The sequence below is a fragment of the Burkholderia sp. CCA53 genome (assembly GCF_001685525.1).
Lineage (GTDB): Bacteria > Pseudomonadota > Gammaproteobacteria > Burkholderiales > Burkholderiaceae > Burkholderia > Burkholderia multivorans.
In genome coordinates, this window is the sequence record NZ_BDDJ01000001.1 from 3,105,620 (window position 1) to 3,128,147 (window position 22,528).

At 61.2% G+C, this 22,528-nt stretch carries 33 protein-coding genes and 1 tRNA gene; 18 read left to right on the forward strand and 16 right to left on the reverse strand.

Annotated elements, in window-relative coordinates; genetic code table 11:
• Nucleotides 1-8 precede the first annotated feature (8 nt).
• Both BCR55_RS14380 and BCR55_RS14385 read left to right on the forward strand, forming a co-directional pair.
• The gene (locus tag BCR55_RS14380; protein ID WP_053297152.1) at nt 9-1,496 is read left to right on the forward strand and encodes a DUF1800 family protein; all 1,488 of its coding nucleotides are present in this window, start codon (nt 9-11) and stop codon (nt 1,494-1,496) included.
• A 61-nt stretch (nt 1,497-1,557) separates the two neighbouring features.
• A complete protein-coding gene (locus BCR55_RS14385) occupies nt 1,558-2,769 on the forward strand; it encodes a DUF1501 domain-containing protein (protein ID WP_065494701.1) in 1,212 nt (403 codons plus the stop codon).
• A gap of 16 nt (nt 2,770-2,785) precedes the next feature.
• Here the strand turns inward: BCR55_RS14385 and hpnD are convergent, their stop codons facing one another.
• Nucleotides 2,786-3,619 carry a presqualene diphosphate synthase HpnD gene (gene hpnD, locus BCR55_RS14390; protein ID WP_065494702.1) on the reverse strand — a complete coding sequence of 278 codons (834 nt, stop codon included), beginning with the start codon at nt 3,617-3,619 and terminating at the stop codon, nt 2,786-2,788.
• A gap of 230 nt (nt 3,620-3,849) precedes the next feature.
• Here hpnD and BCR55_RS14395 point away from each other — a divergent pair.
• Both BCR55_RS14395 and BCR55_RS14400 read left to right on the forward strand, forming a co-directional pair.
• Nucleotides 3,850-3,936: transfer RNA gene (locus BCR55_RS14395), tRNA-Leu, on the forward strand.
• 153 nt (nt 3,937-4,089) lie between these two features.
• Nucleotides 4,090-5,112 (forward strand): site-specific integrase, encoded by a 1,023-nt coding sequence (locus BCR55_RS14400; RefSeq protein ID WP_065494703.1) that lies wholly within the window; start codon nt 4,090-4,092, stop codon nt 5,110-5,112.
• Here the strand turns inward: BCR55_RS14400 and BCR55_RS30915 are convergent.
• From BCR55_RS30915 to BCR55_RS14420, 9 genes are all read right to left on the reverse strand, one after another.
• Nucleotides 5,109-5,411, reverse strand: a complete 303-nt coding sequence (locus tag BCR55_RS30915; RefSeq protein WP_083211797.1) for a hypothetical protein — start codon at nt 5,409-5,411, stop codon at nt 5,109-5,111. The two genes, BCR55_RS14400 and BCR55_RS30915, sit on opposite strands and share 4 nt — an antisense overlap.
• On the reverse strand, nt 5,404-5,526 hold the full coding sequence (locus BCR55_RS33790) for a hypothetical protein (protein ID WP_289718047.1): 123 nt from the start codon (nt 5,524-5,526) through the stop codon (nt 5,404-5,406). Before BCR55_RS33790 ends, BCR55_RS30915 begins: the two co-directional genes overlap by 8 nt.
• Nucleotides 5,523-5,753 carry a Lar family restriction alleviation protein gene (locus BCR55_RS33910; protein WP_175403806.1) on the reverse strand — a complete coding sequence of 77 codons (231 nt, stop codon included), beginning with the start codon at nt 5,751-5,753 and terminating at the stop codon, nt 5,523-5,525. The genes BCR55_RS33790 and BCR55_RS33910 overlap by 4 nt, the downstream gene beginning before the upstream one ends.
• Entirely contained in the window at nt 5,750-6,019 is a 270-nt protein-coding gene (locus BCR55_RS32465; protein WP_139094038.1) for a hypothetical protein, read from the reverse strand. Before BCR55_RS32465 ends, BCR55_RS33910 begins: the two co-directional genes overlap by 4 nt.
• Complete coding sequence (locus tag BCR55_RS14405; protein WP_065494704.1) at nt 6,016-6,240, reverse strand: hypothetical protein; 225 nt, start codon at nt 6,238-6,240, stop codon at nt 6,016-6,018. The genes BCR55_RS32465 and BCR55_RS14405 overlap by 4 nt, the downstream gene beginning before the upstream one ends.
• A complete protein-coding gene (locus BCR55_RS32470) occupies nt 6,237-6,539 on the reverse strand; it encodes a hypothetical protein (RefSeq protein WP_139094039.1) in 303 nt (100 codons plus the stop codon). The genes BCR55_RS14405 and BCR55_RS32470 overlap by 4 nt, the downstream gene beginning before the upstream one ends.
• Nucleotides 6,512-7,300 carry a hypothetical protein gene (locus tag BCR55_RS14410; protein ID WP_083211822.1) on the reverse strand — a complete coding sequence of 263 codons (789 nt, stop codon included), beginning with the start codon at nt 7,298-7,300 and terminating at the stop codon, nt 6,512-6,514. The genes BCR55_RS32470 and BCR55_RS14410 overlap by 28 nt, the downstream gene beginning before the upstream one ends.
• Before the next feature lie 101 nt (nt 7,301-7,401).
• Nucleotides 7,402-8,406, reverse strand: coding sequence for a recombinase RecT (locus tag BCR55_RS14415; protein ID WP_065494705.1), 1,005 nt, complete (start codon nt 8,404-8,406; stop codon nt 7,402-7,404).
• Nucleotides 8,407-8,537: 131 nt separating this feature from the next.
• Entirely contained in the window at nt 8,538-8,834 is a 297-nt protein-coding gene (locus BCR55_RS14420) for a hypothetical protein (protein WP_012213540.1), read from the reverse strand.
• 555 nt (nt 8,835-9,389) lie between these two features.
• Between BCR55_RS14420 and BCR55_RS14425 the strand changes: the two genes are divergently transcribed.
• Nucleotides 9,390-9,797, forward strand: coding sequence for a type II toxin-antitoxin system RelE/ParE family toxin (locus tag BCR55_RS14425; RefSeq protein WP_048995630.1), 408 nt, complete (start codon nt 9,390-9,392; stop codon nt 9,795-9,797).
• Nucleotides 9,772-10,056 carry an XRE family transcriptional regulator gene (locus BCR55_RS14430; RefSeq protein WP_048995628.1) on the forward strand — a complete coding sequence of 95 codons (285 nt, stop codon included), beginning with the start codon at nt 9,772-9,774 and terminating at the stop codon, nt 10,054-10,056. Before BCR55_RS14425 ends, BCR55_RS14430 begins: the two co-directional genes overlap by 26 nt.
• Before the next feature lie 110 nt (nt 10,057-10,166).
• Here the strand turns inward: BCR55_RS14430 and BCR55_RS14435 are convergent, their stop codons facing one another.
• Genes BCR55_RS14435 through BCR55_RS14445 form a run of 3 tightly spaced genes read right to left on the reverse strand, consistent with a single transcriptional unit; the run spans nt 10,167 to nt 12,284 of the window.
• Nucleotides 10,167-10,952 (reverse strand): DUF1828 domain-containing protein, encoded by a 786-nt coding sequence (locus tag BCR55_RS14435; RefSeq protein WP_065494706.1) that lies wholly within the window; start codon nt 10,950-10,952, stop codon nt 10,167-10,169.
• On the reverse strand, nt 10,952-11,443 hold the full coding sequence (locus tag BCR55_RS14440; RefSeq protein WP_065494707.1) for a hypothetical protein: 492 nt from the start codon (nt 11,441-11,443) through the stop codon (nt 10,952-10,954). Before BCR55_RS14440 ends, BCR55_RS14435 begins: the two co-directional genes overlap by 1 nt.
• Before the next feature lie 40 nt (nt 11,444-11,483).
• Complete coding sequence (locus BCR55_RS14445; RefSeq protein WP_254661828.1) at nt 11,484-12,284, reverse strand: helix-turn-helix transcriptional regulator; 801 nt, start codon at nt 12,282-12,284, stop codon at nt 11,484-11,486.
• Between the two features lie 51 nt (nt 12,285-12,335).
• On the opposite strand from BCR55_RS14445, the gene BCR55_RS14450 reads away from it, so the two are divergent.
• Nucleotides 12,336-12,599 (forward strand): YdaS family helix-turn-helix protein, encoded by a 264-nt coding sequence (locus tag BCR55_RS14450; RefSeq protein WP_065494708.1) that lies wholly within the window; start codon nt 12,336-12,338, stop codon nt 12,597-12,599.
• Complete coding sequence (locus BCR55_RS33045; protein ID WP_175403820.1) at nt 12,596-12,763, forward strand: hypothetical protein; 168 nt, start codon at nt 12,596-12,598, stop codon at nt 12,761-12,763. Before BCR55_RS14450 ends, BCR55_RS33045 begins: the two co-directional genes overlap by 4 nt.
• Nucleotides 12,764-12,802: 39 nt before the next feature.
• Here the strand turns inward: BCR55_RS33045 and BCR55_RS14455 are convergent, their stop codons facing one another.
• Nucleotides 12,803-13,045, reverse strand: coding sequence for a hypothetical protein (locus tag BCR55_RS14455; RefSeq protein WP_006492900.1), 243 nt, complete (start codon nt 13,043-13,045; stop codon nt 12,803-12,805).
• Nucleotides 13,046-13,197: 152 nt separating this feature from the next.
• Here BCR55_RS14455 and BCR55_RS14460 point away from each other — a divergent pair, with 152 nt between their 5' ends.
• The 4 genes from BCR55_RS14460 (at nt 13,198) to BCR55_RS14475 (ending at nt 16,102) form a co-directional block, all read left to right on the forward strand.
• Nucleotides 13,198-13,473, forward strand: coding sequence for a hypothetical protein (locus BCR55_RS14460; protein WP_006488823.1), 276 nt, complete (start codon nt 13,198-13,200; stop codon nt 13,471-13,473).
• 599 nt (nt 13,474-14,072) lie between these two features.
• Nucleotides 14,073-14,378 carry a hypothetical protein gene (locus BCR55_RS14465; RefSeq protein WP_065494709.1) on the forward strand — a complete coding sequence of 102 codons (306 nt, stop codon included), beginning with the start codon at nt 14,073-14,075 and terminating at the stop codon, nt 14,376-14,378.
• Nucleotides 14,379-14,390: 12 nt separating this feature from the next.
• A complete protein-coding gene (locus BCR55_RS14470; RefSeq protein ID WP_011881844.1) occupies nt 14,391-14,906 on the forward strand; it encodes a hypothetical protein in 516 nt (171 codons plus the stop codon).
• A 227-nt stretch (nt 14,907-15,133) separates the two neighbouring features.
• Nucleotides 15,134-16,102 carry a hypothetical protein gene (locus BCR55_RS14475; RefSeq protein ID WP_065494710.1) on the forward strand — a complete coding sequence of 323 codons (969 nt, stop codon included), beginning with the start codon at nt 15,134-15,136 and terminating at the stop codon, nt 16,100-16,102.
• Here BCR55_RS14475 and BCR55_RS32475 read toward each other — a convergent pair.
• Nucleotides 16,099-16,491, reverse strand: a complete 393-nt coding sequence (locus tag BCR55_RS32475; RefSeq protein ID WP_139094040.1) for a hypothetical protein — start codon at nt 16,489-16,491, stop codon at nt 16,099-16,101. The genes BCR55_RS14475 and BCR55_RS32475 overlap by 4 nt on opposite strands.
• A gap of 10 nt (nt 16,492-16,501) precedes the next feature.
• Here BCR55_RS32475 and BCR55_RS14480 point away from each other — a divergent pair, with 10 nt between their 5' ends.
• The 6 genes from BCR55_RS14480 to BCR55_RS33795 all read left to right on the forward strand — a co-directional run bounded on the left by BCR55_RS14480 (nt 16,502) and on the right by BCR55_RS33795 (nt 20,955).
• Complete coding sequence (locus BCR55_RS14480; RefSeq protein ID WP_065494711.1) at nt 16,502-17,242, forward strand: Gp138 family membrane-puncturing spike protein; 741 nt, start codon at nt 16,502-16,504, stop codon at nt 17,240-17,242.
• A gap of 7 nt (nt 17,243-17,249) precedes the next feature.
• Complete coding sequence (locus BCR55_RS14485; RefSeq protein ID WP_065494712.1) at nt 17,250-17,603, forward strand: hypothetical protein; 354 nt, start codon at nt 17,250-17,252, stop codon at nt 17,601-17,603.
• Nucleotides 17,600-18,781, forward strand: a complete 1,182-nt coding sequence (locus tag BCR55_RS14490; RefSeq protein ID WP_065494713.1) for a baseplate J/gp47 family protein — start codon at nt 17,600-17,602, stop codon at nt 18,779-18,781. The genes BCR55_RS14485 and BCR55_RS14490 overlap by 4 nt, the downstream gene beginning before the upstream one ends.
• On the forward strand, nt 18,781-19,446 hold the full coding sequence (locus BCR55_RS14495) for a DUF2612 domain-containing protein (RefSeq protein ID WP_065494714.1): 666 nt from the start codon (nt 18,781-18,783) through the stop codon (nt 19,444-19,446). The genes BCR55_RS14490 and BCR55_RS14495 overlap by 1 nt, the downstream gene beginning before the upstream one ends.
• A gap of 64 nt (nt 19,447-19,510) precedes the next feature.
• Nucleotides 19,511-20,455, forward strand: coding sequence for a hypothetical protein (locus BCR55_RS14500; protein ID WP_139094041.1), 945 nt, complete (start codon nt 19,511-19,513; stop codon nt 20,453-20,455).
• A gap of 2 nt (nt 20,456-20,457) precedes the next feature.
• On the forward strand, nt 20,458-20,955 hold the full coding sequence (locus BCR55_RS33795; RefSeq protein WP_175403821.1) for a tail fiber assembly protein: 498 nt from the start codon (nt 20,458-20,460) through the stop codon (nt 20,953-20,955).
• 227 nt (nt 20,956-21,182) lie between these two features.
• Here the strand turns inward: BCR55_RS33795 and BCR55_RS30925 are convergent, their stop codons facing one another.
• Nucleotides 21,183-22,415, reverse strand: a complete 1,233-nt coding sequence (locus tag BCR55_RS30925) for an acyltransferase (protein ID WP_083211800.1) — start codon at nt 22,413-22,415, stop codon at nt 21,183-21,185.
• Nucleotides 22,416-22,528 lie beyond the last annotated feature (113 nt).

Sequence of the window (22,528 nt, forward strand, 5' to 3'; positions counted from 1 at the left end):
CGATCACGATGGAAGCGAATACAGCCGGCGCGGCATCGTCGCCCGCGATGCAGACGCCGCTCGATGCCGACGACGCGTTGTTCTTCCTCACGCGCACCGGCTTCTCGCCGGCGCCGGCAGACGTCGCGCGGGCGGTCGGCATGACGCGCGCGCAGCTCGTCGCCGACACGCTCGGCAACATCCGGCGCACGCCGGTCACCGCATGGCCCGACTGGATCGACGAGCCGCCGCCGCCGCGCGCGCTGCGCCGTGCGCTCACGCCCGACATGCGGCGCGAAGCGCGTCGGCTGCGCGATCGGCGTTACGACGCATTACGGGCCGCGTGGGTCGGCGAGATGGTCGCGACGCCGTCGCCGCTCACCGAGCGCATGACGCTGTTCTGGCATGGTCACTTCACGTCGGGACAGGACAAGGTGCCGTACCCGCAGACGATGGCCGCGCAGAACGCGCTGTTTCGCCGCGAGGCGCTCGGCAATTTCGGCACGCTGCTGCATGCGGTCGCGAAGGATCCGGCGATGCTGCAGTACCTCGACGGCGCGAGCAATCGCAACGGGCGACCGAACGAGAATTTCGCGCGCGAGGTGATGGAGCTGTTCACGCTGGGCGAGGGGCACTATACGCAGCGTGACGTGACCGAAGCGGCGCGCGCGATGACCGGCTGGACCGTCGATCCCGACACGCTGCGCTTCGTCGTGCGCACCGACTGGCACGATGCCGGCGACAAGACGATACTCGGCGAGACCGGCCCGTTCGACGGCGACGTGTTTCTCGACATCCTGCTGAAGCAGCGCGGGACCGCCCGCTTCGTCGCTGCGAAGCTGTGGCGCGAGTTCGTGTCCGACGCGCCCGATGCGCGCGAGCTCGAGATCGTCGCCGACCGCTTTCGCGCGAGCGGCTACGACATCCGCGCAGCGCTCGCCGCGCTGTGGTCGACCGACGCGTTCTGGGATCCGCGCAACCGCGGCGTGCTGGTCAAGTCGCCGGCCGAATTCGTCGTCGGGTCGGTGCGGATGTTCGACGTCGCGTACGGCGATCCGCAGATGCTCGCGAACACCGTGCGCACGCTCGGCCAGAACCTGTTCTATCCGCCGAACGTGAAGGGCTGGCCCGGCGGCGCAATGTGGATCAACAGCACGACGTTGCTCGCGCGCAAGCAGTTCGTCGAGCAGCTGTTCCGCGCGACCGAGACGGCCGGCATGCGCGCGGGCGTCGCGGCGAATGCGCCATCACGCGCCGGGCCGTCCGTCGCCGCCGCGATGACGAGCGGTGTGGCGGCGTGGCCGGCGTCGCCCGCGCGCGGCGGCCTGCGCTTCGATCTCGAGCGCTGGCTTGCGCAGTACCGTGCGCGCCCGCAGGCGGTCGTCGGGCTGTCGACCGAGCTGCAACTGCAGCATGCGGTGTTGCCGGTGCCGCCGGTCGCCGCGATCGACACGGCGTCGACAGGCAGCGCGTATCTGCAGGCGCTGCTGATGGACCCGGCCTATCAATTGAAATGACGACGACACGGGCCGTTGCCGCTGCGGCGCGCAAGCCGCGCGGCAGGCCGAAGGATGCATGATGAACCGACGAAATTTTCTGACGCTGACCGGAGCCGCAGCCGCGGCGGGCGTGTCGCTATGGCCCTCGGTGTCGCGCGCGGCGGCTGCCGGGCAATCGTTCGCGGCCCGCTATGAGAACGTGCTGATCCTCGTCGAGCTGAAGGGCGGCAACGACGGGCTCAACACCGTGGTGCCGTACGCCGATCCGCTCTATTACCAGTATCGGCGCAGCATCGGCGTCAAGCGCGACCAGGTGCTGCAGCTCGACGCGCAGACCGGCCTGCATCCGTCGCTGGCGCCGTTGATGCCGCTGTGGCGCGACGGGCAGCTCGCGATCGTACAGGGCGTCGGTTATCCGCAGCCGAACCTGTCGCATTTCCGTTCGATCGAGATCTGGGACACCGCGTCGCGCGCCGACCAGTATCTGCACGAAGGCTGGCTCACGCGCACGTTCGCGCAGGCGCCCGTGCCGCTCGGCTTCGCGGCCGACGGCGTGGTGCTCGGCAGCGCCGAGATGGGGCCGCTCGCGAACGGCGCGCGTGCGATCGCGCTCGTCAATCCCGCGCAGTTCGTGCGCGCGGCGCGGCTCGCCGAACCGTCGTCGCTGCGCGAACGCAATCCGGCGCTCGCGCACGTGATCGATGTCGAGAACGATATCGTGAAGGCCGCCGACCGGCTGCGTCCGCGCGGCGGCATGCGCGCGTTCGCGACGGCGTTTCCGGGCGGCGCGTTCGGCACGTCGGTGAAGACTGCGATGCAGGTACTGGCCGCGTGCGATGCGAACGGGCGCGGCACGCAGGACGGCGTCGCGGTGCTGCGGCTGACGCTCAACGGCTTCGACACGCACCAGAATCAGCCGGGCCAGCATGCGGCGCTGCTCAAGCAGTTCGCGGAAGGGATGACGGCGCTGCGCGGCGCGTTGATCGAGCTCGGGCGCTGGGATACGACGCTCGTGATGACCTACGCGGAGTTCGGGCGGCGCGTGCGTGAGAACCAGAGCAACGGCACCGATCACGGCACGGCCGCGCCGCACTTCGTGATGGGCGGTCGCGTGATCGGCGGCCTGTATGGCGCGCCGCCGGCGCTGGCGCGACTGGACGGCAACGGCAATCTGCCGGTCGCCGTCGATTTTCGTCAGCTTTATGCGACCGTGCTCGGCCCGTGGTGGGGCCTGGATGCGACGAGCGTGCTGCAGCAGCGCTTCGATACGCTGCCGCTGCTGAAGGCGTGATGCCGGTCGCGCCGCGTCAGCGACGGCGCGCGGCGCGCCAGGCGATCCACAGCTTGCGGATCGGCGTCAGCGCGATGCGCTGATGCAGCACCTGATAGCCGTCGCGCTCGATTTCGTCGAGCAGCGCGCGCGCGAGCGCGATCTGCGCACGCAACGTGCGTTGCGCGCGGCGTTCGGCGGCCGGAATCGCAGCGTCGGCTGCGTCGAGCGCTTCGCGCGCGCGGGCCGTCTGGAACTGCATCAATTCGGTGAACGCGGGGCTGTAGCGCCGGTTCAGCAGGTCGGCCGCCGTCACGTTGTAGCGCTGCAGTTCGTCGATCGGCAGATAGATGCGGCCGTGGCGCGCATCGTTGCCGAGCTCCTGCACGAACTGCGCGAGCATCAGTGCGCGGCCGACGTCGGCCGCCCAGGGCTGCGGGGCGCCCGGTTGCGCGGCGGCCGCACGCGCGACGAGCGCGGCGAACGTGCCGCCCACCTGCGCGACGTAGCGCTGCAGATTCGCAAAGTCGAGATAGCGCGCCTGCTCGAGATCCATCCCGTAGCCGTTCACGAGCGTGCGCAGCGCGTCGGCTTCGGCGGCGATCGACGGATGGTGCCGCGCGAGCGCCTGCGTGACCGGATGCGACGGCTGGCCGTTCGCGAGCGCCGCGAGTTCCTTGTGCCACCACGCGAGCTTCGTGTGTCCGACGGTCGGGTCGCTGATTTCCTTGACGGTTTCCTCGAGTTCGCGGCGCAGCGCGAACAGCGCGGTCAGGCGCGGCTCGACCGCGGCCGGCGCCTGACGCAATGCGTAGTAGACGCTGGAGCCCGCGGGGGCGGCCTTTTGCTGGCAGTAATCGTCGAAGTTCACGGGGCAGATTCGGGTCGGGGCAGGGACGGACGCGCACCGCCGGTGCCGCCGTCACGTCGAGCGCGGCATTCTAGCACCGCCGACCGCGCGGTGCCGGCGAGCGAGACAACGCCGCGCAGATCGGGTAGAATCTCGCGCTCGCCTGATCGGGGCGCCGGTGTCGCCGGCCGAAAACCCCGACGTGCGGGGCGCAGACGATGTGCCCGCGCGCTCTGGCGACGCAAGGATCCGCGTGAGTGGCGAAATTGGTAGACGCACCAGGTTTAGGTCCTGACGCCCGCAAGGGTGTGCCGGTTCGAGTCCGGCCTCACGCACCATCAAGCATCAACACACAACGCCAAGCGGCACCGCAAATCGCGTGTTTTCAATGAGTTACGCCAATATCTGGCGTAGCGTTTAACCCATCAAATACCACACGAAAACACGTTAAACTACGCCCCACTACGCAGAAATTACGCAAGGGGTTACGCATGGCATCGTTCCGCAAGATGGCCAGTGGCGGCTGGCGTGCAGAAGTCTACGTTAAAGGCGTGCGCGATTCCGCGGTTCGAGACACGAAGGCTGAAGCGCAGGCATGGGCGCTCAAGCGCGAAACGGAGTTGCGGTCAATCGCGACCGGGCAGGGCAGTAAAACCCATACAGTCGGCGACGTGCTCTCGGAATACCGTGACAAGGTCAGTCCGATGAAACGTGGTGAACGTTGGGAGCGCCTTCGCCTCGATCTGATCGGGCGGAAGCGGATCGACGGTCGACCATTCTCCGAGATTCGCCTTGCAGATCTGAGACCGGCACATATTGCCGCTTGGCGCGACGCGCGATTGAAGGAAGTATCGCCAGCGAGCGTCAACCGTGAAATGACGCTACTTTCTCACGCGCTAGATACCGCGCGCAGGGAATGGGGCTGGCTCGCTTCAACGCCCATGAAGGACGTGAAACGCCCGTCACCGGGTCCCGGCCGCGAGCGTCTGATTTCCGCCGCCGAGATCGAGGCAATTACTCTCGCATTGGGCTATCAGGAGGGCATGCCAGTGCAATACGCCTCGCAGCGCGTAGCAGTGGCGTTTCTATTCGCCATTGAGACGGCTATGCGATCTGGTGAGATTCTTGGGCTTACAGGCCATACAGTCGACCTCAAGCGTCGCGTGGCTCGCTTGCCGCTGACAAAGAACGGTAGCGCGCGCAGCGTTGCGCTGTCGACGCGTGCAATCGAGTTGATCGAGATGCTGCCGAAGGTCGAGGATGGGATGCCGCTGTTCGGGCTGACGGACAAAACCCGTGATGCACTCTTTCGCAAGGCACGGGACAAGGCATTCCCAAAGGTGCCCCCGGAAGAGCGACTGACATTCCACGATACCCGCCATGAAGCGATTACGCGGTTGGCAAAGAAGCTCCAACCGCTGGATCTCGCTCGCATGACGGGCCATACGAATTTGAATGAACTGCTGACCTATTACAACGAGACGGCCGCAGACATCGCGGCGCGGATCGGTTAATCCGACTTGCGCGGCCGCCCTCCGCGCGAACGGACACCCCCTTGATGCGATTCGACCCAAGCGATTACCTCTGCAGCCTTCCAGCGGGGAAAGCTGCGGCCGCCGGCCCCGTTCGGTAGGCGTATTGCTTCCGGAAAGCCGGGGAGGGTAACAATTCGCTCACGCACAACCTGCGCAGGCCGCTGGAGATATTCGCCGATCTCCTTTGTCGACCACAGGGCGATTTGGATCGGGATCGCTGGCTTAATGTGCTTGTCGAGTTCATGAGCCAAGCGCTCAATCAGGCTTTCTTCAGTCATTTTCACTCTCTCCACACCAATCACAATCCCACTTCGGCATGCCGTGCGGGCATCGGGCATAGCCGTCGTCGATCTCTTTCTCGGGCTCAGTCCAGTCGTCGTCTGTATCGCTCATTTCTGTTCTCCCTCACTAGCAGGGGCGCGGCGGTTCCAACGTTCGATAGCTGCTTCCGGCGATGCACTAGGGCGCTGCTCGATAGCGCATGTGCCGCCGAGATTGATTGTGTTCCGGCAAACTACGCCCCACCATTGACGCGTCCCGTGGATAAAGTCTGTGGTGCTACGCGCGCGCTCAAGAGATACAGAGCCGCCGCAAAACGGACAAGGCTTCAGTTCGCTCACGATTTTCTCCTGTCCGGTAAAGGCGCGACCCTATCCGCATACGAAAGTGGGCTGTCGTTTTCCGGGGCAAACATGCAGATCGGGTAAGCACGACGAACCTGTTCAAGATCGAACGTTTGGCGCGAGTTCCCGACCCATTCGAACGTCGCTTTTTGAAGCCGATTCCGATGAATGCGGACAAGGCCAGAATGTATCCAATCGATTATCTGCTCGCCCCACACTGGATCAGTGTAGGACTGGCAGAAAATCACGTAGCTGAAGCTCATGATCCTTCTCCGATGCCATTCTGTTTTCGTGCATAGTCGGCGATCTTCTTCGCCAGTTCTTCGTCGGCCATGCCAAGCGCAAGCGCTATCGCTTGCCGTGCTTGGCTGGCTTCGCTACGCGAAATCGTCGGAACTCGGATGCCGAGTCGCTCATCGAAGTCCGTCACGCGGTCACGGATAAAGTCGCACGCTTCGGTGTATGGGTATCTGCTCACGATCATTCTCCCTGTCGTTGCGCGAGGGCGGCGTCGATGGCTGCGTCCAGTTCATCCGCGCGCAGCGTGTCGCCAATGCCATTGAGCACACTCCAGTGCTGGCCGCGTCGCAGCGCCCGATACCGCTCCGCATCTTTCTCCGCTGCTTCTAGCTTGGTGCGCAGTTCAGTGACCGTTTGGCCGACGAATGCCGGAACGTCATCGGGACTTCCTACTGCTGCCGAGAGAAAGTTCTCTGCATAACCTTCGACATAGGCCACGTTAGTGGAAGCGGTAGTCAGGCAACCGCCTTTTCCTGCTGCCATGGCGCTGTCCCAAGGCACATGCGCTTGAACATTTCATCCTGCGCCTCACGTGCGGCGGCCCATGCGGCGGCCCGTGCGGCGGCCCGTGCGGCGTACCATGCGGCTTCCCCTGCGGCGGCCCCTGCGGCGGCCCCTGCGGCGGCCCGTGCGGCGTCCCATGCGGCGGCCCGTGCGGCGGCCCGTGCGGCGTACCATGCTGCGTCCCATGCGGCGGCCCATGCGGCGGCCCGTGCGGCGTACCGTGCGGCGGCCCATGCGGCTTCCCCTGCGGCGGCCCCTGCGGCGTACCATGCTGCGTCCCGTGCGGCGTACCATGCGGCTTCCGCGCCCTTCTTGGCGGCATCCAGCTTCGGATGCGCCGCCTGCAAGTCGGCAACGCAGGTGATCGGCGGCAAGGCTTTCAGCGCGTCGGCATGGTGCGCGAGCCGCGGATTCAGCGCGAGCCATGCGGCGCAGTAGGTGCGCACGATCCAATCCATCGCCATCCAGCCGCGTTTTTGGGAAAGCTCGGGGCCCTTGTTGGTACCTGGCAGACGCGTGATGTAGATCTTCAACTGCGCGCGTTCTTCATCGGATCGCATGCCGTCGTTCCACGATCTGCCGAACTGAGCGAGGATCGGATCGACGCACTTGGGTGAGTCGCTGAACTGCTCGCCGGCAAACATGCTGACGACCTCGAGCAGACAATGCCCCTCGTCAGGCGATTTATGGCCGCCGTGATGGATGGTGAGCGTTTCGAGATCTTCGATGGTCAGTTTCATAGCGTTCTCGTATGGTTGGTCGTCCATGGCTGTCGCTTCATGGTCGCTTCCTCTACAGATAAAGCCTCAATGGCGCGCGACGGGTGCCGCGCGGTGCCCCGTTACGCATTGAGCAGCACTTCGCGGCGATCCTGATACGCCTGCTCAAGCTTCACGTACTCGGTCTGCGGGAGATCACGAGCGCTGTCCAGCACGAGGGCGAGCACTTCCTCGTCCTTCGCGTTTCGGATCTGGCTGAGCAGGTCGTCATAGGACGGCAGGGTCATGTCGCGTTGCTGCTGGCGCTGATCTGTCAGGCCGGACGGCGGATCGATCTCGCCGTCGTCGTCCGGCTCGTCGTCGGTCGGCGTGATGTAGTCGCCATCGAGCACGGTGTCGAGAGCTTGCGAGCGGCCGGATGCGCCGACATCATCGAGTGCAGCCGCGCTCGCAAGCTCGATGCTCACCGGGAGGTACTTGAACAGGCGGCGCAGCACGGTCTTGCGGCCCATTTCCTCGTAGTGCTGGCCCCATACGGTCTTTTCCTTGTCGCGCGCGAACTTGTAGTTTTGGCTGGCATCGCGAATCTCGTTGACCTGCTCGGCGCTCATCACTTCGAACGCATGGCCGCCGCCGACCAGCTTTGCGACGGCATAGAAAGCGATCACGCGGCCGCGCGCGGACATGGCCGGCTTGTGCTCCAGCTTTTCGTCCAGGCCGAACGCGTAGTCGAAGTGGTCGTGCTCGTACACTGCATGCGCGGCGATACTGACGACCTGGCCGGAACGGCGCGCGAGATCGATGAGGCCCTTGTAGCCGATGACGATCTGCGTCTCGACCTTCTCCGTCACCCATTCACCGCCTACCTTCTTTTTCTTTTCGAACGGGATCAGGTAGGCGTGGCCGAGCGGCGTATTCGGTTCGAGGCCGAGCTGCGAGCACTGCACGACAGCGCCCATCAGTGATTCGACCGTGCACTCCATCAGCTTCGGCGTCGTGCGCAGCGCGCCTAGCGCGATCTTCAGCATGCGATCCGGGCTGACGTGGCGCGGCAGCACCGCGGCGAGCGTTGCCTTTTGCGACTCGAAGAAGGTCTTGACGCTGCCGATATTCGTGTCGGTTGTCATCGTCGTATCCTGTAGCGGGTGGGGTTGGTCAGCCTTCCCATTTCCGATTGCGCGACACATCGCGTGCCGCAATCATCAGAAGGGCGGCGGCGAAAATCCCGAGCACGAAACCAATAATCGCGGTCGTCATGTCAGTACCCCTTGCGTTTCGCAATACCTTCGGCTGCCGCAGCGAACGCATCGTCGAACAGCAGCTCGAGCAGGTAGACGAAATGCTTGCGGTCCGATTTGTCGAGGTATGCCGTGAAAACCCTGTTGCGGAAGGACTCCGGCAGGTCGTAAATCGCTTCGATCACGTCGTCGAACTCGACTTCTTCCGATGCGCGCAGGAAGGCAGCTTCTTCGGCTTCGGCAGCATCGTCATATTCGCGTTTCTGCCGATCGGTCCAGAACTCGGCGGCACGCTCTGTTACGTGAGGATTGAGCATATGCACTCCTAACAGGTTTGCCGGGAGACATGGCCGGCGGTACTGACTGCACTGATGGGCGGATACGCGGGATGCATATCCGCTCATCAGGGCAGTGGTGTTGCTCTCGCGCGCCCGGCTACTCCCGGTCGTGCCGGCTCCGGGCCGCGCGAGGTTGCGACGAGTTACCACGCCACTCATCGCTGGGCGCCGCAATGCGGTAGCAGCTCATCTGGCCGCCATTTCCCGCGCTTTTACATTCAGCCGCGCGAGGCCAAGGGCTGGGTGCTGAGCACCTATTCATCTTCCGTCAGGGTTAGAGAGCGGTCCGCCGGGGCGGTGGCGCAGCGCCGTGTGGGCTGCGTTGATGGGAATTCTACTTTAAGTAGTCAGGATGTCAACAACTAAAAGTAGAAATGTTGTGGGGGGAAAGTAGAAGTCCGGGCGCGCGGACGCAAAAAAGCCCGTGGGAGGGCGGCTGGTGGATGGCGAAGCCCCTGGCTGGCGGGAAGGGAAACGACTTGCTTTCTGTACCAACTTTGGTACGATTGAGGCATTCCCCAATCCTATTCCCCTATGGTCGAGCCGGTCAGTCGCGTGCTCTCTGTCCATTTCTTTCGGACCGAGAGCGGTAACGAGCCCGTCCGCGAATGGCTTCGCGGGCTGGATGTTCAGGACCGCAAGGCCATTGGCGACGACATCAAGACGGTAGAGATTGGCTGGCCGCTCGGGATGCCGTTGGTTCGGAAGATGGAAGCGGATCTGTGGGAAGTCCGGGTCGACCTATATCAGCGGATTGCCCGGGTACTGTTTACGGTCGTCGGGGACAAGATGGTCTTGCTTCACGGCTTCATCAAGAAGTCTCAGGAAACGCCCCAGACCGACCTGAAACTGGCCCGGACAAGACTGCGCCAGTTGCGCGACTCGGCTGGTACTGAGCAACTGAAGGAGTCACATCATGGCAAACAAGCACATCGGAAGTAGCTTTGACGATTTCCTTGCCGAGGAAGGTAGGCTCGAAGAAGCTACGGCGACTGCCATGAAGCGGCTAATCGCGTGGCAGATCGAGCAGGAAATGAAGGCCCAGAAGCTGTCCAAGACCGCTATGGCCGCTCGTATGCACACGAGCCGCGCTGCGCTCAATCGACTTCTGGATGAAGAGGATGCGAGTCTCACGCTGACGACGTTGGCGAGTGCGTTGACGGCCTTGGGGAAACGGATGGAATTCAAGCTGACGGCTTGACGGCGCATAAGCCGCGCCAGGCGGGCTGAGGGGGGGGGGATTCGGGCGGAGTCAGAAATGACAAGCCCCGCGCTTGGCGGGCTTGGGTGAGGGCTTGAGCGGATTCCTACTTAGGATGGCTCCAAGGCCTCCTTGATCTTGCGGACAAGCGCCTCTGCCTCGGAGAGCGACGGAACTTGGTCATTGGCAACCGATGTCAGTCGTGACACATCCGTTCTGGAAATGGACGCCATATCGGAGTACACGACCATGCTGCGAAACTTGAAGTGATGCATCTGTAGATGCTGCATCACAATAGTGGCCAATCGGGCCTTTGCTTGGCTGGGAACACCAAAAATTAAGAGCGGAGCGCGAGGCGTAACAATGCCGAAATCCGCCAAATAGCGATCCGCATCAGGAACCCCGGGTGCCGCATAGTCCCGCTGGACGCGGTCGGCCCCGGCAACCTCGGCAATTCGTTCATACAGATCATCGTAGAACGTGCTCTCGACCTGCACCCGATTTAGGAATGTAAGGTCGTGAACGCGCGTGAGCGCTTGCCCGAAGCGAAATACGCCGGCGCCCAACTGATCGCCGGGGACTTCGATGACAAGCTCGCCATCCTCGTCGACTAGCCCCATTTCCGCTAGCACCTGGGAAAAGATCCGGCTGCGCGTGCCTTCTCTGAGCTTGTCGATATCCTGCTCGTAGCTCAGATGCATCAGCGTGCCGCCCATGTCGCTGATACGAAAGCCCCCGCTAGGCAGCCTTCGCAAATACATCGAGAACGAATCGCCATCAGGGAAATGGAATGGCGTACGCACATGGACGAGCCCATCTGAGCGCTCCTGAAGGCTCACTTCAGAGCAGAGCGCTTTGCAAAGTTCGGCCTGGAGGAGTTGAGTCGTGGCTTCCATTACAACAATGATAGCTGGCGCTCGTTGCCAGTGTCACGCCCTCGAGGATATCCACTGATGTTGCAATCGATCAAGAGACATTCAATCGCATCAGGCAATGTGCTGTAGCGCTCCGTCGCTTCAGCATACATTTCAGCCTTGCGCCCAGCCTGGATGTATCGCTGGGTTGCCCGATGAATGTGGCAGCTGAACTGAAACTTGGTCCCTTCGATGGGGTTCCCATGCTCGTGGTCGTAGCCGTTATATCGAGTAAGGATTACGCGTTGGCCCGGTGCTGCATGCCAAATTAGCCCGCACGAAAAATTCTCCGGAATCAGTGTGCTTTGACGCGTTATCAGCGTGAAATGGTCATCACCCTCAATCGACTTGACGTCGAAATTCCTCTCGAGGTGTTTGGCCTTTGGGACCTCGCGCGCCCGCGGGTTGACAACCTGCTTGGATTTCCTCAGCAGGTGTTCGATCACATCGTCGGTAAGGCTGCTCGGATCCATTTTTCTACATTTTTCTATCTTGTGAGGCGGAACGTCGCGATCAGTTGCCACCGGCCCAGCCGGATCCCGAGCGATAGATCACCTCGCCCATTATCGAGACCGAACCAAGATGTTCGGGTGCGATGGTCTTGTCCGGATACTTCCCCGAATTGATTGAGTGGAGAGTGATCGCGCCGCCGGCCTGCTTGAAGATCTGCTTCACCAGCGGTTCGCCTTCGAAGTAAATCGCGTACACCTTGCCGTCCCGTATATGTGTCTTCGCCGTATCGACCATGATCATGTCGCGATCGAACAGGTATGGTTCCATGCTGTCGCCATGCACGCGCACGAGCTTGCAATCCTTGGGCTTCGACCCTAGAGCCCGGAAAAAGCCGATGTCGAACGGCAAAGCCTTCTTCTGCCGTACTTCCCACTGAATCAAACCGGTCCCCGCACTGAATCTGTAGTCGTACCTGTCCAGCCAGACGCGGTTTTCGTCAGGCGGCAGGTCGTCCGGGTGCTCCCACACCAGGACGTTCCCCTGATCTTCGGGAAGCGCGTACTTCCCTGACGGTTTCTCGCTGGTGCCGTACACCAGCTCGGATGCGCTGCGTCCGACCGCTTCGGCGATCAGGTTCAGTTTCTCCTGGCGCGGCATGGCCTGTCCGAGCGTGTAGCGGCGGACCATCTCGTAGGTGATCTTCTCGCCGCGCGCCTTGAAGAAGTCGACGATCCCCTGAACCTCGATCGGGACGGCTGCCATTGCCTGCGACAGCCGGGCCGCGAATTCGGGGTATCGGATCGGGAGTTGTTTGCTTTCTACCATTGGTAGAAGTCTATCAATCGTAGGGATCGGCGTCATTTCTACTTTTCATCCTTGCGGAAATCTACTTTAAGTAGTACTCTGCGGCGCATGGACACGTTCAATCAAACCCCCAATCCGAACGTTGCCGAGGCGCTTGATCTGCTCGGCGGAGATAGCGCAGTCGCGCGCCTTCTCAACGTTCGCCCATGGGCGATCAGCAAGTGGCGGCGCAGCATTCCGCCGGGCCGGGTTTTGTGGTTGGCCGAGCAAACCGGCTGGCGCAAGACACCGCACCAGCTCTGTCCGGAAATCTACCCGAACGAGCTCGACGGCTTGCCGCCCGCTATCCAACTTGCTCAGGTGGCCGCATGAAACGCCTCCTGGCATTCATCGAGCGCATTCTCGGCCCAGCAAGCGGGCATCCAATTTTTTCTGAGTTGCTCGCCGTTCTGTTGATACTGCATGTCTTCGTGCTGGGCTTCTGCGTCCTCTTATGGTTGATCCATTGGCTGCCTTGGCCTGGAGATACGAAATGACCACCTGGCTCGAAAGAAACATGAGAACCCTCGCCGTCCTTACCGGGGCCGAATCGCGCGAAACACTTCCGACGCCTCGTCGGGTTCTCCCCGTGCGAGGGCAGCAAAAGAAGAGAGTGTCGCGGCCAGGCGCACCATGGATTCGTCCTTCAGCTCGTTCAGCCGCTCGCCTTGAACTCTCAACTCTTCGGCGACGACTAGCCTTTGCTCCTGCGTCATTGCAGAGCAAACGGCCCGAAGAACCGCCGCAGTCAACGTGAATGCGTCGTGACAGTACTCCATAGGAGCCTCCTTTCATGAAATGGATTGACGTAGGGGTACGCGATTCTGACATGGCTGGAGGTTCCTCCCGAAAGGCGCGGTTGACGTTTACCGCATCGTATTTGTGCCCCGCAGCAACGGCACTCAACAGTTTTTGCTAGAGGTTGCCAGTCATGGCTAAACCGAATATCGAAAAGGCTCTCCGGGATGTCTTGAACGGACCGGACCGGAAGCGCGCGGCCGAAGCACTCGGCTGGGATCCGTCGGAAGTCAGTCGTTTTCTGAATGGCCAGCGCGGCGTAATGATCGGCGAAATCGACAGGGCGATCGACGTCGCCGGCTACGCGCTGGTGAGCCGGCCGTATCTCGACGCCATCGCGACGCTCTGCAAGGTCGGCGCTGCGTGCGAGTGCGCACGGCAGGGCGCCGGCGAGTGCGGCCTTCGCTGACCGGAGGTCATCGTGATCGACTTCTTCATCGACATGTGGGTGCGCACGCTGATCGCGTTCGCCTTTGGCGTGTATGGGGGTGGGGTATGAACTGCAAACCGGGTGATATCGCGATCGTGACTCGTACGCGGTGCGGGAAAGGTGTCGGCAAGATCGTGGAAGTAGTCCGACTCGCAGTGAATGGGGAAATCTTCGTCACCCGAGAAGGCAAGCGAATCGCGGCCGACTTGGAGGGATGGGGAGTTTGCTGGGTCATTCGGGGGGATCGATTGAAATGGGGTGACGACCAGATAGCAGAGCGCGCATTCCCAGACGCATATCTTCGCCCTGTGTCAGGCCTCCCCATCACCGACGACATCGAAGACGAGGTGACGGCATGAGCACGCTCCTGTATGCCCTTAGCGCCTGGATCGCGCTTTCCGTGATCCTCGCTGGGCTGTTCGTGAGCTCCGATTGGTCACGTCTAAAGTAACGACGCTGCCACCAAAAGCAAATCAGGCTGATCCTTCCGCAACGTCCGAAGTGCAGGACATGGGAACAAAGCGTCTCATAGCAGGCAATCCGTCACCGGGTGGTGCGGTGCCCTCGGGGAGCTGGTGATGCAGATCTATGAGATGCCGCTTTCGGCCGATGTACAGACATTCAACATCTCGCTGAGCGGCACAATCTATCGGTTGACGCTCGTCTATCGCGGGCCGGCCGGATGGGTGCTCGACATTGCCGACGCGTCGGACAACCCGCTGGTGTCCGGCATCCCGCTGGTGACTGGCGTCGACCTGCTCGCCCAGTACAAGTATCTGGGCTTCCAGGGGCGTCTGTGGGTTCAGGGCGCCGAGAATCCGGACGACGTTCCGACGTTCGAGGACCTCGGGATAGGCAGTAAGGTATATTGGGTCACCGATTGAGGTAGAACCTGAATGAGCGACGAAACCAACATGAAGGACCGGCTCGACTGGATCGAAAAGGCCGGCATCGAGAACATGAAGACGCAGCATGCTTGCGCCGATTACCTCATCAAGGAAGCGTCGACAACCTTGACGATTACCTTGGCTGGAATGGGCGGGGGACTCGCCTATGCCGCCAAAGCGATCGAGGCGCACCACTGGTCGTGGCTATCCGTGGGAGCGGGTGCTTTTACCGCGTGGCTGCTGTTCACGAGCTGGTACATCACGACGAAGTGCCTGATGGTGTCCACGATCGATCAAGTCTATAACGATCCGAAAAATCTGGATGCTCCTGAGGACACGTTCGAATACCTGCGACAGTGCGAACTGCTCAGCTTACAGGAGCGAATCTCGCGGACGGCAAAAAGAAATGCCCAATACGCCGAGCGGCTGAATCGGGCACGAAAGTTCGCGATCTTCAGTCCGGCAATTTTTATCGCGGCTTCGATGGTGTGGAAGGTGTGGGAATGTTTCTCGGTGGCTGCTTGATTGCACCGTCTCTGGTCGGATGCGGGCCTTTGTAAATCGGCTCCGGTTGCGGCCGAGGTACGGGCTGCTTGTTGTTGGATGTAACCATGGCCTCTGGTGTGGTTCGGGTGTAGGAGCCAGTAAACATACCAGAGTCTCAGTGAACCCCGCTTCGGCGGGGTTTTTTGTTTTCTGGGTGACGATGCAGTAGCCCTCGGCAAGTCCGAGGGCATTCATTCGAGACGAGAATGACAACCCAATACCTTCGGAAGGCCTCGCTAATCATCGGCGACGACAGCGACGCGCTCGACTTCTCGGATCTCCGATTCAGCTTCGAGATTCGACGCGGCGACATACAGACGCCGAACAGCGCGCGCATCCGGATTTTCAACGTTGCTGACGCTACGGCGCAGCGGATTCAGGGCGAGTTCACGCGCGTCGTGCTGCAAGCCGGCTATGAGAACGGCCCGTATGGCGTGATCTTCGACGGCACCGTGAAGCAGGTCCGTCGTGGCCGATACAGCCCGACAGAGACGGTGGTCGATGTGACGGCTGCGAGCGGCGACATGTGGTACAACCACGCTGTCGTGAACACGACGCTCGCGGCCGGCTCTACGTACATGGACCACGTTCAAGCCGCGATCGCAACGATGAAGCCGTACGGGCTGACCGTCGGCTATCTTCCCGAGTTCGACGTCAAGCCGCTGCCGCGCGGGAGGGTCATCTTCGGGATGGCGCGTGACGTTCTGCGGAACGCGGCGCTGAACCTCAATGCCGACTGGTCGATTCAGGACACGCAGTTCCAGATGGTCCCGCAGAACAGCTACATCCCCGGCGAGGCGCTGGTCCTGACGGCAGAAACCGGAATGATCGGCCTGCCGACGCAGGACCAGAACGGCATCACGGTCAAGTGCCTGCTGAACCCGAACGCGCGGATTTCCGGACTGGTCAAGATCGACAACAAGAGCATTCAGCGCGCGGAGTATTCGTTGACCGTGAGCGATGCAGCCGCAAAATCGAATGCCTATCTGAAGTACTTTAGCCGACTGAATAACGATGGCGTGTACAAGATTCTTGTCGCTGAACATGAGGGTGATACTCGTGACAATCCTTGGTACACGACCCTAACGTGTATCGATGTGGATCTCTCCATGAATCCCGCTCAGTTTAAAAAAGCAACTGTTGCTGGGCCGGGTCCGGTCAAGCCTTGGGGTTAATGGCAGAGGCGTTGAGCTTTCTCGGCTATCGTCCCGGTAAGCGGGGATTTCGTGACGACCGCAGTGCCATCCGGTAAGGCATCGGCTTTGGTGAAAATATCGACAAGCTCGGTTGTCTGGTCCCCACCTGATCCGATGAGGATAACCTTGCTGCCGAGAGCGAGGCCCCAGCAACCATAAAACCTTTCGCCGCCGATGTTCTGCTCAAAATGCCGAAGATCCTTTTGATTGGTGACGGGTAGTTTGCATGCCCTCTTCGGGTAGAGAACTTCGTATTCATCGGCGAGTTTGATCTTGTCTCCGACGCATTTTTGAGTCAGAACATAGACCGGTTCGGCATGCACCGATAGTGCTGCGCAAGTAATTGCGAGTGCAACAAGCTTTTTCATTCTTCCCCCGATGGACAAACTGCAAAAGTACGGCGACCCGATGGCGGCGCTAGGAACGGCTATGCGCGCGTCACGAGGCGACTTGTGGACGGCTTTGCCGGGCATTGTAGTCGCGTTCGATCCTGCGGCTATGACGTGTCAGGTTCAGCCCGCCATCAAGGCGCAGGTCCGCGGCATCGACGGCACGATCCAGAGCGTCGCGCTGCCGATGCTGGTCGACTGCCCGGTTCAGTTCCCTGCTGGCGGGAATTGTACGCTGACGTTTCCGGTCAAGCAGGGAGACGAATGCCTGGTCGTGTTTGCCTCGCGCTGCATCGACGCGTGGTGGCAGTCGGGCGGCGTGCAAGAACAGGCCGAGCTGCGCATGCACGACCTGTCGGATGGATTCGCGCTGCTCGGCTTTCGGTCGCGACCGCGGGCGCTGGCCGGCGTTAGCGGCAGCTCGACGCAGCTTCGAAGCGACGACGGCACGACGTACATCGACCTGAACCCGACGCTGCAGAAGGTGAAGATCGTCGCGCCGGGCGGCTTCGATGTCGTCGCGCCGCTGTCGACGTTCTCGGCGGCCGTGACGATCACCGGGCTGCTGACGTTCGTCGGAGGGATGGTCGGTAGCGCGGCGAGCGGTGCCGCCGCGGTGTTCAACGGCATCCTCAACGTGATCGGCCAGATCACGGCGAACGGCAAGCGCGTCGACGACACGCACACGCACCCGGATGCGCAGGGCGGCAACACCGGCCCGGTCAACTGAGATTCCCATGCGATACCGAAAACTCGACGCTGACGGCGACTACTCGTTCGGCGGTGGCGCGGCCGACTTCCTCGTGAACGCGCCAGAAACGGTCGCGCAGGCCGTGCTGACGCGCCTGCGCCTGCTGCGCGGTGAATGGTTCCTCGATACGACGGCCGGCATGCCGTGGGCAACGGACGTGCTCGGGAAGTACACGAGCGGCAAGTACGACGCAGCAATCCGGCAGTGCATTCTCGGCACGCAGGGCGTGAACGAGCTGACGAGCTACTCAAGCACGGCTGATCCGGAGACGCGCGTGCTCACGGTCACCGCGACGATCAACACCATCTACGGCACCACCACGGTACAGGCGACATTGTGACTCTCACGACCATCGCACCCACTATCGACGCGAACGGCATCACCGCGCCGACGTATGCGGACGTGCTTGCGTATCTGCAGGACCAGTACCGATCGATCTACGGTGCCGATACGTACCTCGAGCCGGACAGCCAGGACGGGCAGCTACTCGGGGTGTTCGCGAAGGCGATCAGCGACGTCAACTCGGTCGCGATCGCCATCTACCGGTCGTTCAGCCCGGCGACCGCGCAGGATGATGCCCTGTCGAGCAACGTCAAGATCAACGGCATCGCGCGCAAGGTCGCGTCGTACTCGAGCGCCGACTTGGTTCTCGTTGGCCAGGCGGGCGCGACGATCACGAACGGCGCGGCGAAGGACACGAACGGCGTGCAATGGCTACTGCCGGCCACCGTGACGATCCCGCCGAGCGGCACGATCACCGTCACCGCCACGTGCGCGACGATCGGCGACGTATCCGCGCGAGCCGGCACGATCAACCAGATCGCGACGCCGGCGCTCGGCTGGCAGTCGGTGACGAACCCGGCGGATGCCGCCGAGGGCGCGCCGGTCGAGAACGATGCCGTGCTGCGGCAGCGCCAGACGGTGTCGACCGCGCTGCCTTCGCTCACGGTGCTCGACGGCATCATCGGCGCGGTGGCGAACGTTCCGGGCGTCACGCGGTACGTCGCCTACGAGAACGACACCAGTGCGACAGACGCCAACGGGATCCCGTCGCACTCGATCTCGCTCGTCGTCGAGGGGGGCGACGCCACGGCGGTCGCAAACGCGATCGCAGCGAAGAAAACGCCTGGATCCGGCACGTATGGCACGACTGCGGTCATCGTCACCGACATCTACGGTCGGCCGATCACGATCAGGTTCTTCCGGCCGGTGGGCGCGCCGGTCGGTGCCACGGTGACGATCAAGGCGCTCACCGGCTATACCAGCCAGACGGGCCAGCAGATCCAGCAGGCCGTGTCGGATTACATCAACGGCGTGCAGATCGGCGGCGGCCTGTCCGGTAGCGTCGAATGGGGTGATGCCCTGACCGCGGCGAACAGCGTGGGTGGCGGCATCACGTTCAAGCTGTCCGGCCTCACGCTGAGCGGCCCGCGCGGCGCAGGGGCGCCCGACGTCGCGCTGCTGTTCAATGAAGCCGCGTCCTGTACGCCGGCGGATGTGACTCTGGTGGTGAACTGATGGCCGCGTCTCTTTCCGACTACACCGCACTGATCACGTCCGAGCATCGTGACAAGCCGCGGTTCACGGCCACCCTCGGCGCGCTCGTGCAGCCGATCGTCGACCAGATGAACATGCTGCAGAGCATGCCCGGCAAGTTCGACCTCGACAACGCGGTCGGCGTGCAGCTGGACGACGTCGGCCTCTGGGTCGGCGTGTCGCGGAAGATCCGCACGCCGCTGACCGGAATCTACTTCTCGTTCGACATCAACGGCCTCGGCTTCGATCAGGGGACGTGGAAAGGGCCGTTCGATCCGGATACGGGCCTGACCGTACTGGACGACGACACGTACCGGCTCGTCATCCGCGCGAAGATCGGCGCGAATCACTGGGACGGGACGCTGGAGCCGAGCGCGGCGATCCTGAACAGCATCTTCGGCGCGGACACGCACGTGTTCATCGAAGACCATCAGGACATGTCGATGACGATCGGGATAGCGGGCAAGGTGCCTTCGGCCGTGTTCCTAGCGCTGCTCGCGGGTGGTTACATCCCGCTTAAACCCGAGGGCGTACGTGTTGATTACACCATCGTGACCAGTGTTGATGGTGCCCCGCTGTTCGGATTCGACATGGATAACCATCTGATCGCCGGGTTTGACACGGGAGTGTGGGGGACATCCCTGTAAGCGCCCGGATTTCAAGCCTATCGCGAGCCGCGTTCACGCGGCTTTTTTTATTTTTGGAGCAACGATGGCTTCGAACGATTTCAAAGTATTTGCGAGCGGCCCGAACGCAAATGTTATGACGCAAGCCGATTACGCGGCTCTTGCAGCACTCGTCAGCGGTTTTCAATCGGGTACCGCAAAATCGGAACAGGTCAATAAGGTTCTGCGGCAAGCCAGTATCATCGCCGCAATGATCGGCCAGTTCATCGTTGACAAGAGCGGCCAAAGCGCCGTCGACGACGGTACGATCGCGACGTTGGAATCGAATTTCTCGGCGTCGATCCAGGCGATGGGAGATGCGAGATATGCCCAACTGGCAGGTCTCGCAACGCAGGTTTTCAGCGTGGCGAACGCGACGGCCAGCACGCACGCGCTCAATCGACAAACAGCCGATTCTCGTTATGCTGCGCTCGCGGGCAGCGGCACCCAGACGTTTGACGTTGCGAACCCGACCTCCATTGGCACTCAGGCGATCAATGGCCAGTATGCTGATGCTCGCTACGCACAGATCGCAGGAAACACTGGTCAGGTGTTTTCCGCTGAGTGGTCGAGCCCCGGAACTCAACAGGTAGTTCCCCGCAATCAGGCCGATGCGCTGTATGCCGCTCTCGCAGGGAATGCTTCACAAGCGTTCAACGTTGCGCAGGGGCTTCTGAACAATCAGGCGGTTCGTCTTGACCAGTTTCAAGGTGCTCTTACGACCAACGGATGGGTTAGTTTTCCCAATACGTCTGGCATATACCGAACCATCGTTATTCAGTGGGGTGTCATCACAGCACCGGCGAATTCGAACAACTCGTACAGCCTTTCGACCAGTTTCATCAATGGTGCCTTCTCCTGTGTCGCGAGCCGGTTCGCCGGAGGATCGAACGCTTCGGTCAATGCGAATCCCGTCGGGAAATCGCAAATTCAAATTCAAAATTACGGCAGTTCGTCTGAGTCGGTCGGGTATTTGATCATTGGGAATTGATGATGCGAAATTATTTTTCTTCCACACCTGTTCCAGCGTTCTATAGCGAAGCGCTGCACGGCTGCCGTACGATCTTGGTCCCCGATCCAGCGCAATCGGCGGACGACGTCGAGAAGAACGGCGTCCGTATGATCGAGGTTCCGAATCCGGACTGCGCGATTCCTGCAGATGCAGTATTGCTGACCGATGAGAAGTACGAGTCGCTGATGCGCGGCGTTCAGGCGGGAAAAGCCGTCGCGCTCGACGAGCACGGAGTGCCGCAGAACGTCGACCAGCCGCCGCCGACTCCGGAGGATGCAAAGAACTTCAACGCCGAGGTGCAGCGCCGCAAACTCGCGGACGCCGCAGACCACATTGCACCGTTGCAGGATGCCGTCGACCTTGGCATCGCAACGGACGGCGAGAAGTCGCTCCTGACCGGCTGGAAGCAGTACCGAGTCGCTCTCAATCGAGTTGACCTCGTCAACCCGGTGTGGCCGACTGAGCCGGCAAGCTCGTAGTGCGATCGGCGTATCGCTCTACCATAACGAGAGTTCGTAGTCTCGCTGGGCTTTGTGTCCTTTTTCCCAAGACCAATGCAGGACCGATCCTTTCGTATAAGGATTAATGCATCTGCCAAGTTCTCCATCTGCATATCCTCGACGGTAAGCGAATTCGTCTATTTTGCGGTGCTCTTTCGATCGCCCCAGTCCGAGCCAGCGTTGAATTGCGGACCATATGGTCGCGCTCATTTGTGCGCCTCCATGCGGGATGGTGCGTTTGTCCTATCGGCTCGTGTTGCCGCCCGGAATACCTTTCCAAACCGCTGAGCCAGCCTTACCGACGGCGCGTCAACAAAGCGCGCGAAGATAGACGAAAACGCCATACTCGCAACCGCGACGGAGGCTGTCGCAGCCCATGCTCGCAGCTGATGAGACTGCCCACTCGTCCACAGATAAACGTATATTCCGAGAGAGGATAGGACGAAGGTATGTGTCAAATATAGCGAAAACGATTTGTCGCCCAGCCATACAGCGGGGCGTGTAGACAGAAGTTCCGAGATCGTGTTTTTGCCGAGCACGGCGTAGACGAGTAGCACCGATCCGATGGCCGGTATCGCAATCGGCCACTCGATATGTACGCCTGTTGATGCGATCCATTCCGCCACTGCGACAATAGGTTGATAAGGAACGCTGTACCAGTGGTATCCGCCGAGATAAAGACCGATCATGACACACGTGGCCACCGACCACGGTGATTCGGGCGCGCGCCACGTATGCATAAAAGCACCAACGAAAAACAGGGCGTATAGAATTCCATTAGTCGGACTCGCTATCATGAGCAAAATGCTAATGGCGACAGCTACCCAAGATCGGAAGCGCGAGCGGCCGAATAGAGCTAGGTAAGCGAAGAGCATGAGGGATCCCAAAAACTCAACGCCAATTGTCCATAGAACGTAGTTGTAGCGAGACTGTCCGAATACCAGCGACCCATATATTGCATCGCGCAAGGCAGTATTTATACTCGGATCGAACTGGTAAAACGATCGAATAAATGGGCCGAGATCTGCGAAGTTTGACGGGAATACGCCTAGAGACATGATACCGTAGCAAAGCATCACAGATGCCGCCACTGGAATTCCGAGTCTGAGGTAGCGTTTAGACGCGCCATCCTGCAAGCTTCCGAGATCACCGCTTTCGAAAAACTTACGTGTTAAAACGTATCCGCTCATCACGAAGAAAACTGTAACGGCGAACGTTCCGTTATAGAAAAATCGTAATGGACTATTAAGAAGCCAATATTCCCATGCGTAATGCAAGTCGGTGGCTTCACCCGTCTGCAAAAACGGGAAGAACGTATAAAAGCAATGCGAGAACACGACTGCGAGAGCCGCTACACCACGCAATCCCTCCAGAGGCAAAGCTTTGCCGGGCCCTCTAGTTACCTCGGAGATCTGACGATCGGTAATTTGTTCGCGCATAAGTGGCTGTTGTAACGCGTATGTAATCGAGGCGCAAGTCTACATCATCATGGCGAGCGCGAAAATATATGCAGCCGCCATCAATCCATAGCCGCCGCCAGGCGGCTTTTTCG

Coding starts and splice junctions, on each gene's coding strand:
- BCR55_RS14460 (WP_006488823.1), top strand. CDS start 13,198: ATGGCTAAACCGAATATCGAAAAGGCTCTCCGGGATGTCTTGAACGGA.
- BCR55_RS14385 (WP_065494701.1), top strand. CDS start 1,558: ATGAACCGACGAAATTTTCTGACGCTGACCGGAGCCGCAGCCGCGGCG.
- BCR55_RS14435 (WP_065494706.1), bottom strand. CDS start 10,952: ATGGAAGCCACGACTCAACTCCTCCAGGCCGAACTTTGCAAAGCGCTC.
- BCR55_RS14380 (WP_053297152.1), top strand. CDS start 9: ATGGAAGCGAATACAGCCGGCGCGGCATCGTCGCCCGCGATGCAGACG.
- BCR55_RS14400 (WP_065494703.1), top strand. CDS start 4,090: ATGGCATCGTTCCGCAAGATGGCCAGTGGCGGCTGGCGTGCAGAAGTC.
- BCR55_RS14410 (WP_083211822.1), bottom strand. CDS start 7,300: ATGAAACTGACCATCGAAGATCTCGAAACGCTCACCATCCATCACGGC.
- BCR55_RS14405 (WP_065494704.1), bottom strand. CDS start 6,240: ATGATCGTGAGCAGATACCCATACACCGAAGCGTGCGACTTTATCCGT.
- BCR55_RS33795 (WP_175403821.1), top strand. CDS start 20,458: ATGCGAAATTATTTTTCTTCCACACCTGTTCCAGCGTTCTATAGCGAA.
- BCR55_RS14425 (WP_048995630.1), top strand. CDS start 9,390: ATGGTCGAGCCGGTCAGTCGCGTGCTCTCTGTCCATTTCTTTCGGACC.
- BCR55_RS14500 (WP_139094041.1), top strand. CDS start 19,511: ATGGCTTCGAACGATTTCAAAGTATTTGCGAGCGGCCCGAACGCAAAT.
- BCR55_RS14450 (WP_065494708.1), top strand. CDS start 12,336: ATGGACACGTTCAATCAAACCCCCAATCCGAACGTTGCCGAGGCGCTT.
- BCR55_RS14470 (WP_011881844.1), top strand. CDS start 14,391: ATGAGCGACGAAACCAACATGAAGGACCGGCTCGACTGGATCGAAAAG.
- BCR55_RS14420 (WP_012213540.1), bottom strand. CDS start 8,834: ATGCTCAATCCTCACGTAACAGAGCGTGCCGCCGAGTTCTGGACCGAT.
- BCR55_RS14495 (WP_065494714.1), top strand. CDS start 18,781: ATGGCCGCGTCTCTTTCCGACTACACCGCACTGATCACGTCCGAGCAT.
- BCR55_RS33045 (WP_175403820.1), top strand. CDS start 12,596: ATGAAACGCCTCCTGGCATTCATCGAGCGCATTCTCGGCCCAGCAAGC.
- BCR55_RS30925 (WP_083211800.1), bottom strand. CDS start 22,415: ATGCGCGAACAAATTACCGATCGTCAGATCTCCGAGGTAACTAGAGGG.
- BCR55_RS14440 (WP_065494707.1), bottom strand. CDS start 11,443: ATGGATCCGAGCAGCCTTACCGACGATGTGATCGAACACCTGCTGAGG.
- BCR55_RS14485 (WP_065494712.1), top strand. CDS start 17,250: ATGCGATACCGAAAACTCGACGCTGACGGCGACTACTCGTTCGGCGGT.
- BCR55_RS14445 (WP_254661828.1), bottom strand. CDS start 12,284: ATGACGCCGATCCCTACGATTGATAGACTTCTACCAATGGTAGAAAGC.
- BCR55_RS14475 (WP_065494710.1), top strand. CDS start 15,134: ATGACAACCCAATACCTTCGGAAGGCCTCGCTAATCATCGGCGACGAC.
- BCR55_RS32475 (WP_139094040.1), bottom strand. CDS start 16,491: ATGAAAAAGCTTGTTGCACTCGCAATTACTTGCGCAGCACTATCGGTG.
- BCR55_RS14455 (WP_006492900.1), bottom strand. CDS start 13,045: ATGGAGTACTGTCACGACGCATTCACGTTGACTGCGGCGGTTCTTCGG.
- BCR55_RS14480 (WP_065494711.1), top strand. CDS start 16,502: ATGGACAAACTGCAAAAGTACGGCGACCCGATGGCGGCGCTAGGAACG.
- BCR55_RS14415 (WP_065494705.1), bottom strand. CDS start 8,406: ATGACAACCGACACGAATATCGGCAGCGTCAAGACCTTCTTCGAGTCG.
- BCR55_RS33790 (WP_289718047.1), bottom strand. CDS start 5,526: ATGAGCGATACAGACGACGACTGGACTGAGCCCGAGAAAGAGATCGAC.
- BCR55_RS30915 (WP_083211797.1), bottom strand. CDS start 5,411: ATGACTGAAGAAAGCCTGATTGAGCGCTTGGCTCATGAACTCGACAAG.
- BCR55_RS14465 (WP_065494709.1), top strand. CDS start 14,073: ATGCAGATCTATGAGATGCCGCTTTCGGCCGATGTACAGACATTCAAC.
- BCR55_RS32465 (WP_139094038.1), bottom strand. CDS start 6,019: ATGAGCTTCAGCTACGTGATTTTCTGCCAGTCCTACACTGATCCAGTG.
- BCR55_RS32470 (WP_139094039.1), bottom strand. CDS start 6,539: ATGGCAGCAGGAAAAGGCGGTTGCCTGACTACCGCTTCCACTAACGTG.
- BCR55_RS14430 (WP_048995628.1), top strand. CDS start 9,772: ATGGCAAACAAGCACATCGGAAGTAGCTTTGACGATTTCCTTGCCGAG.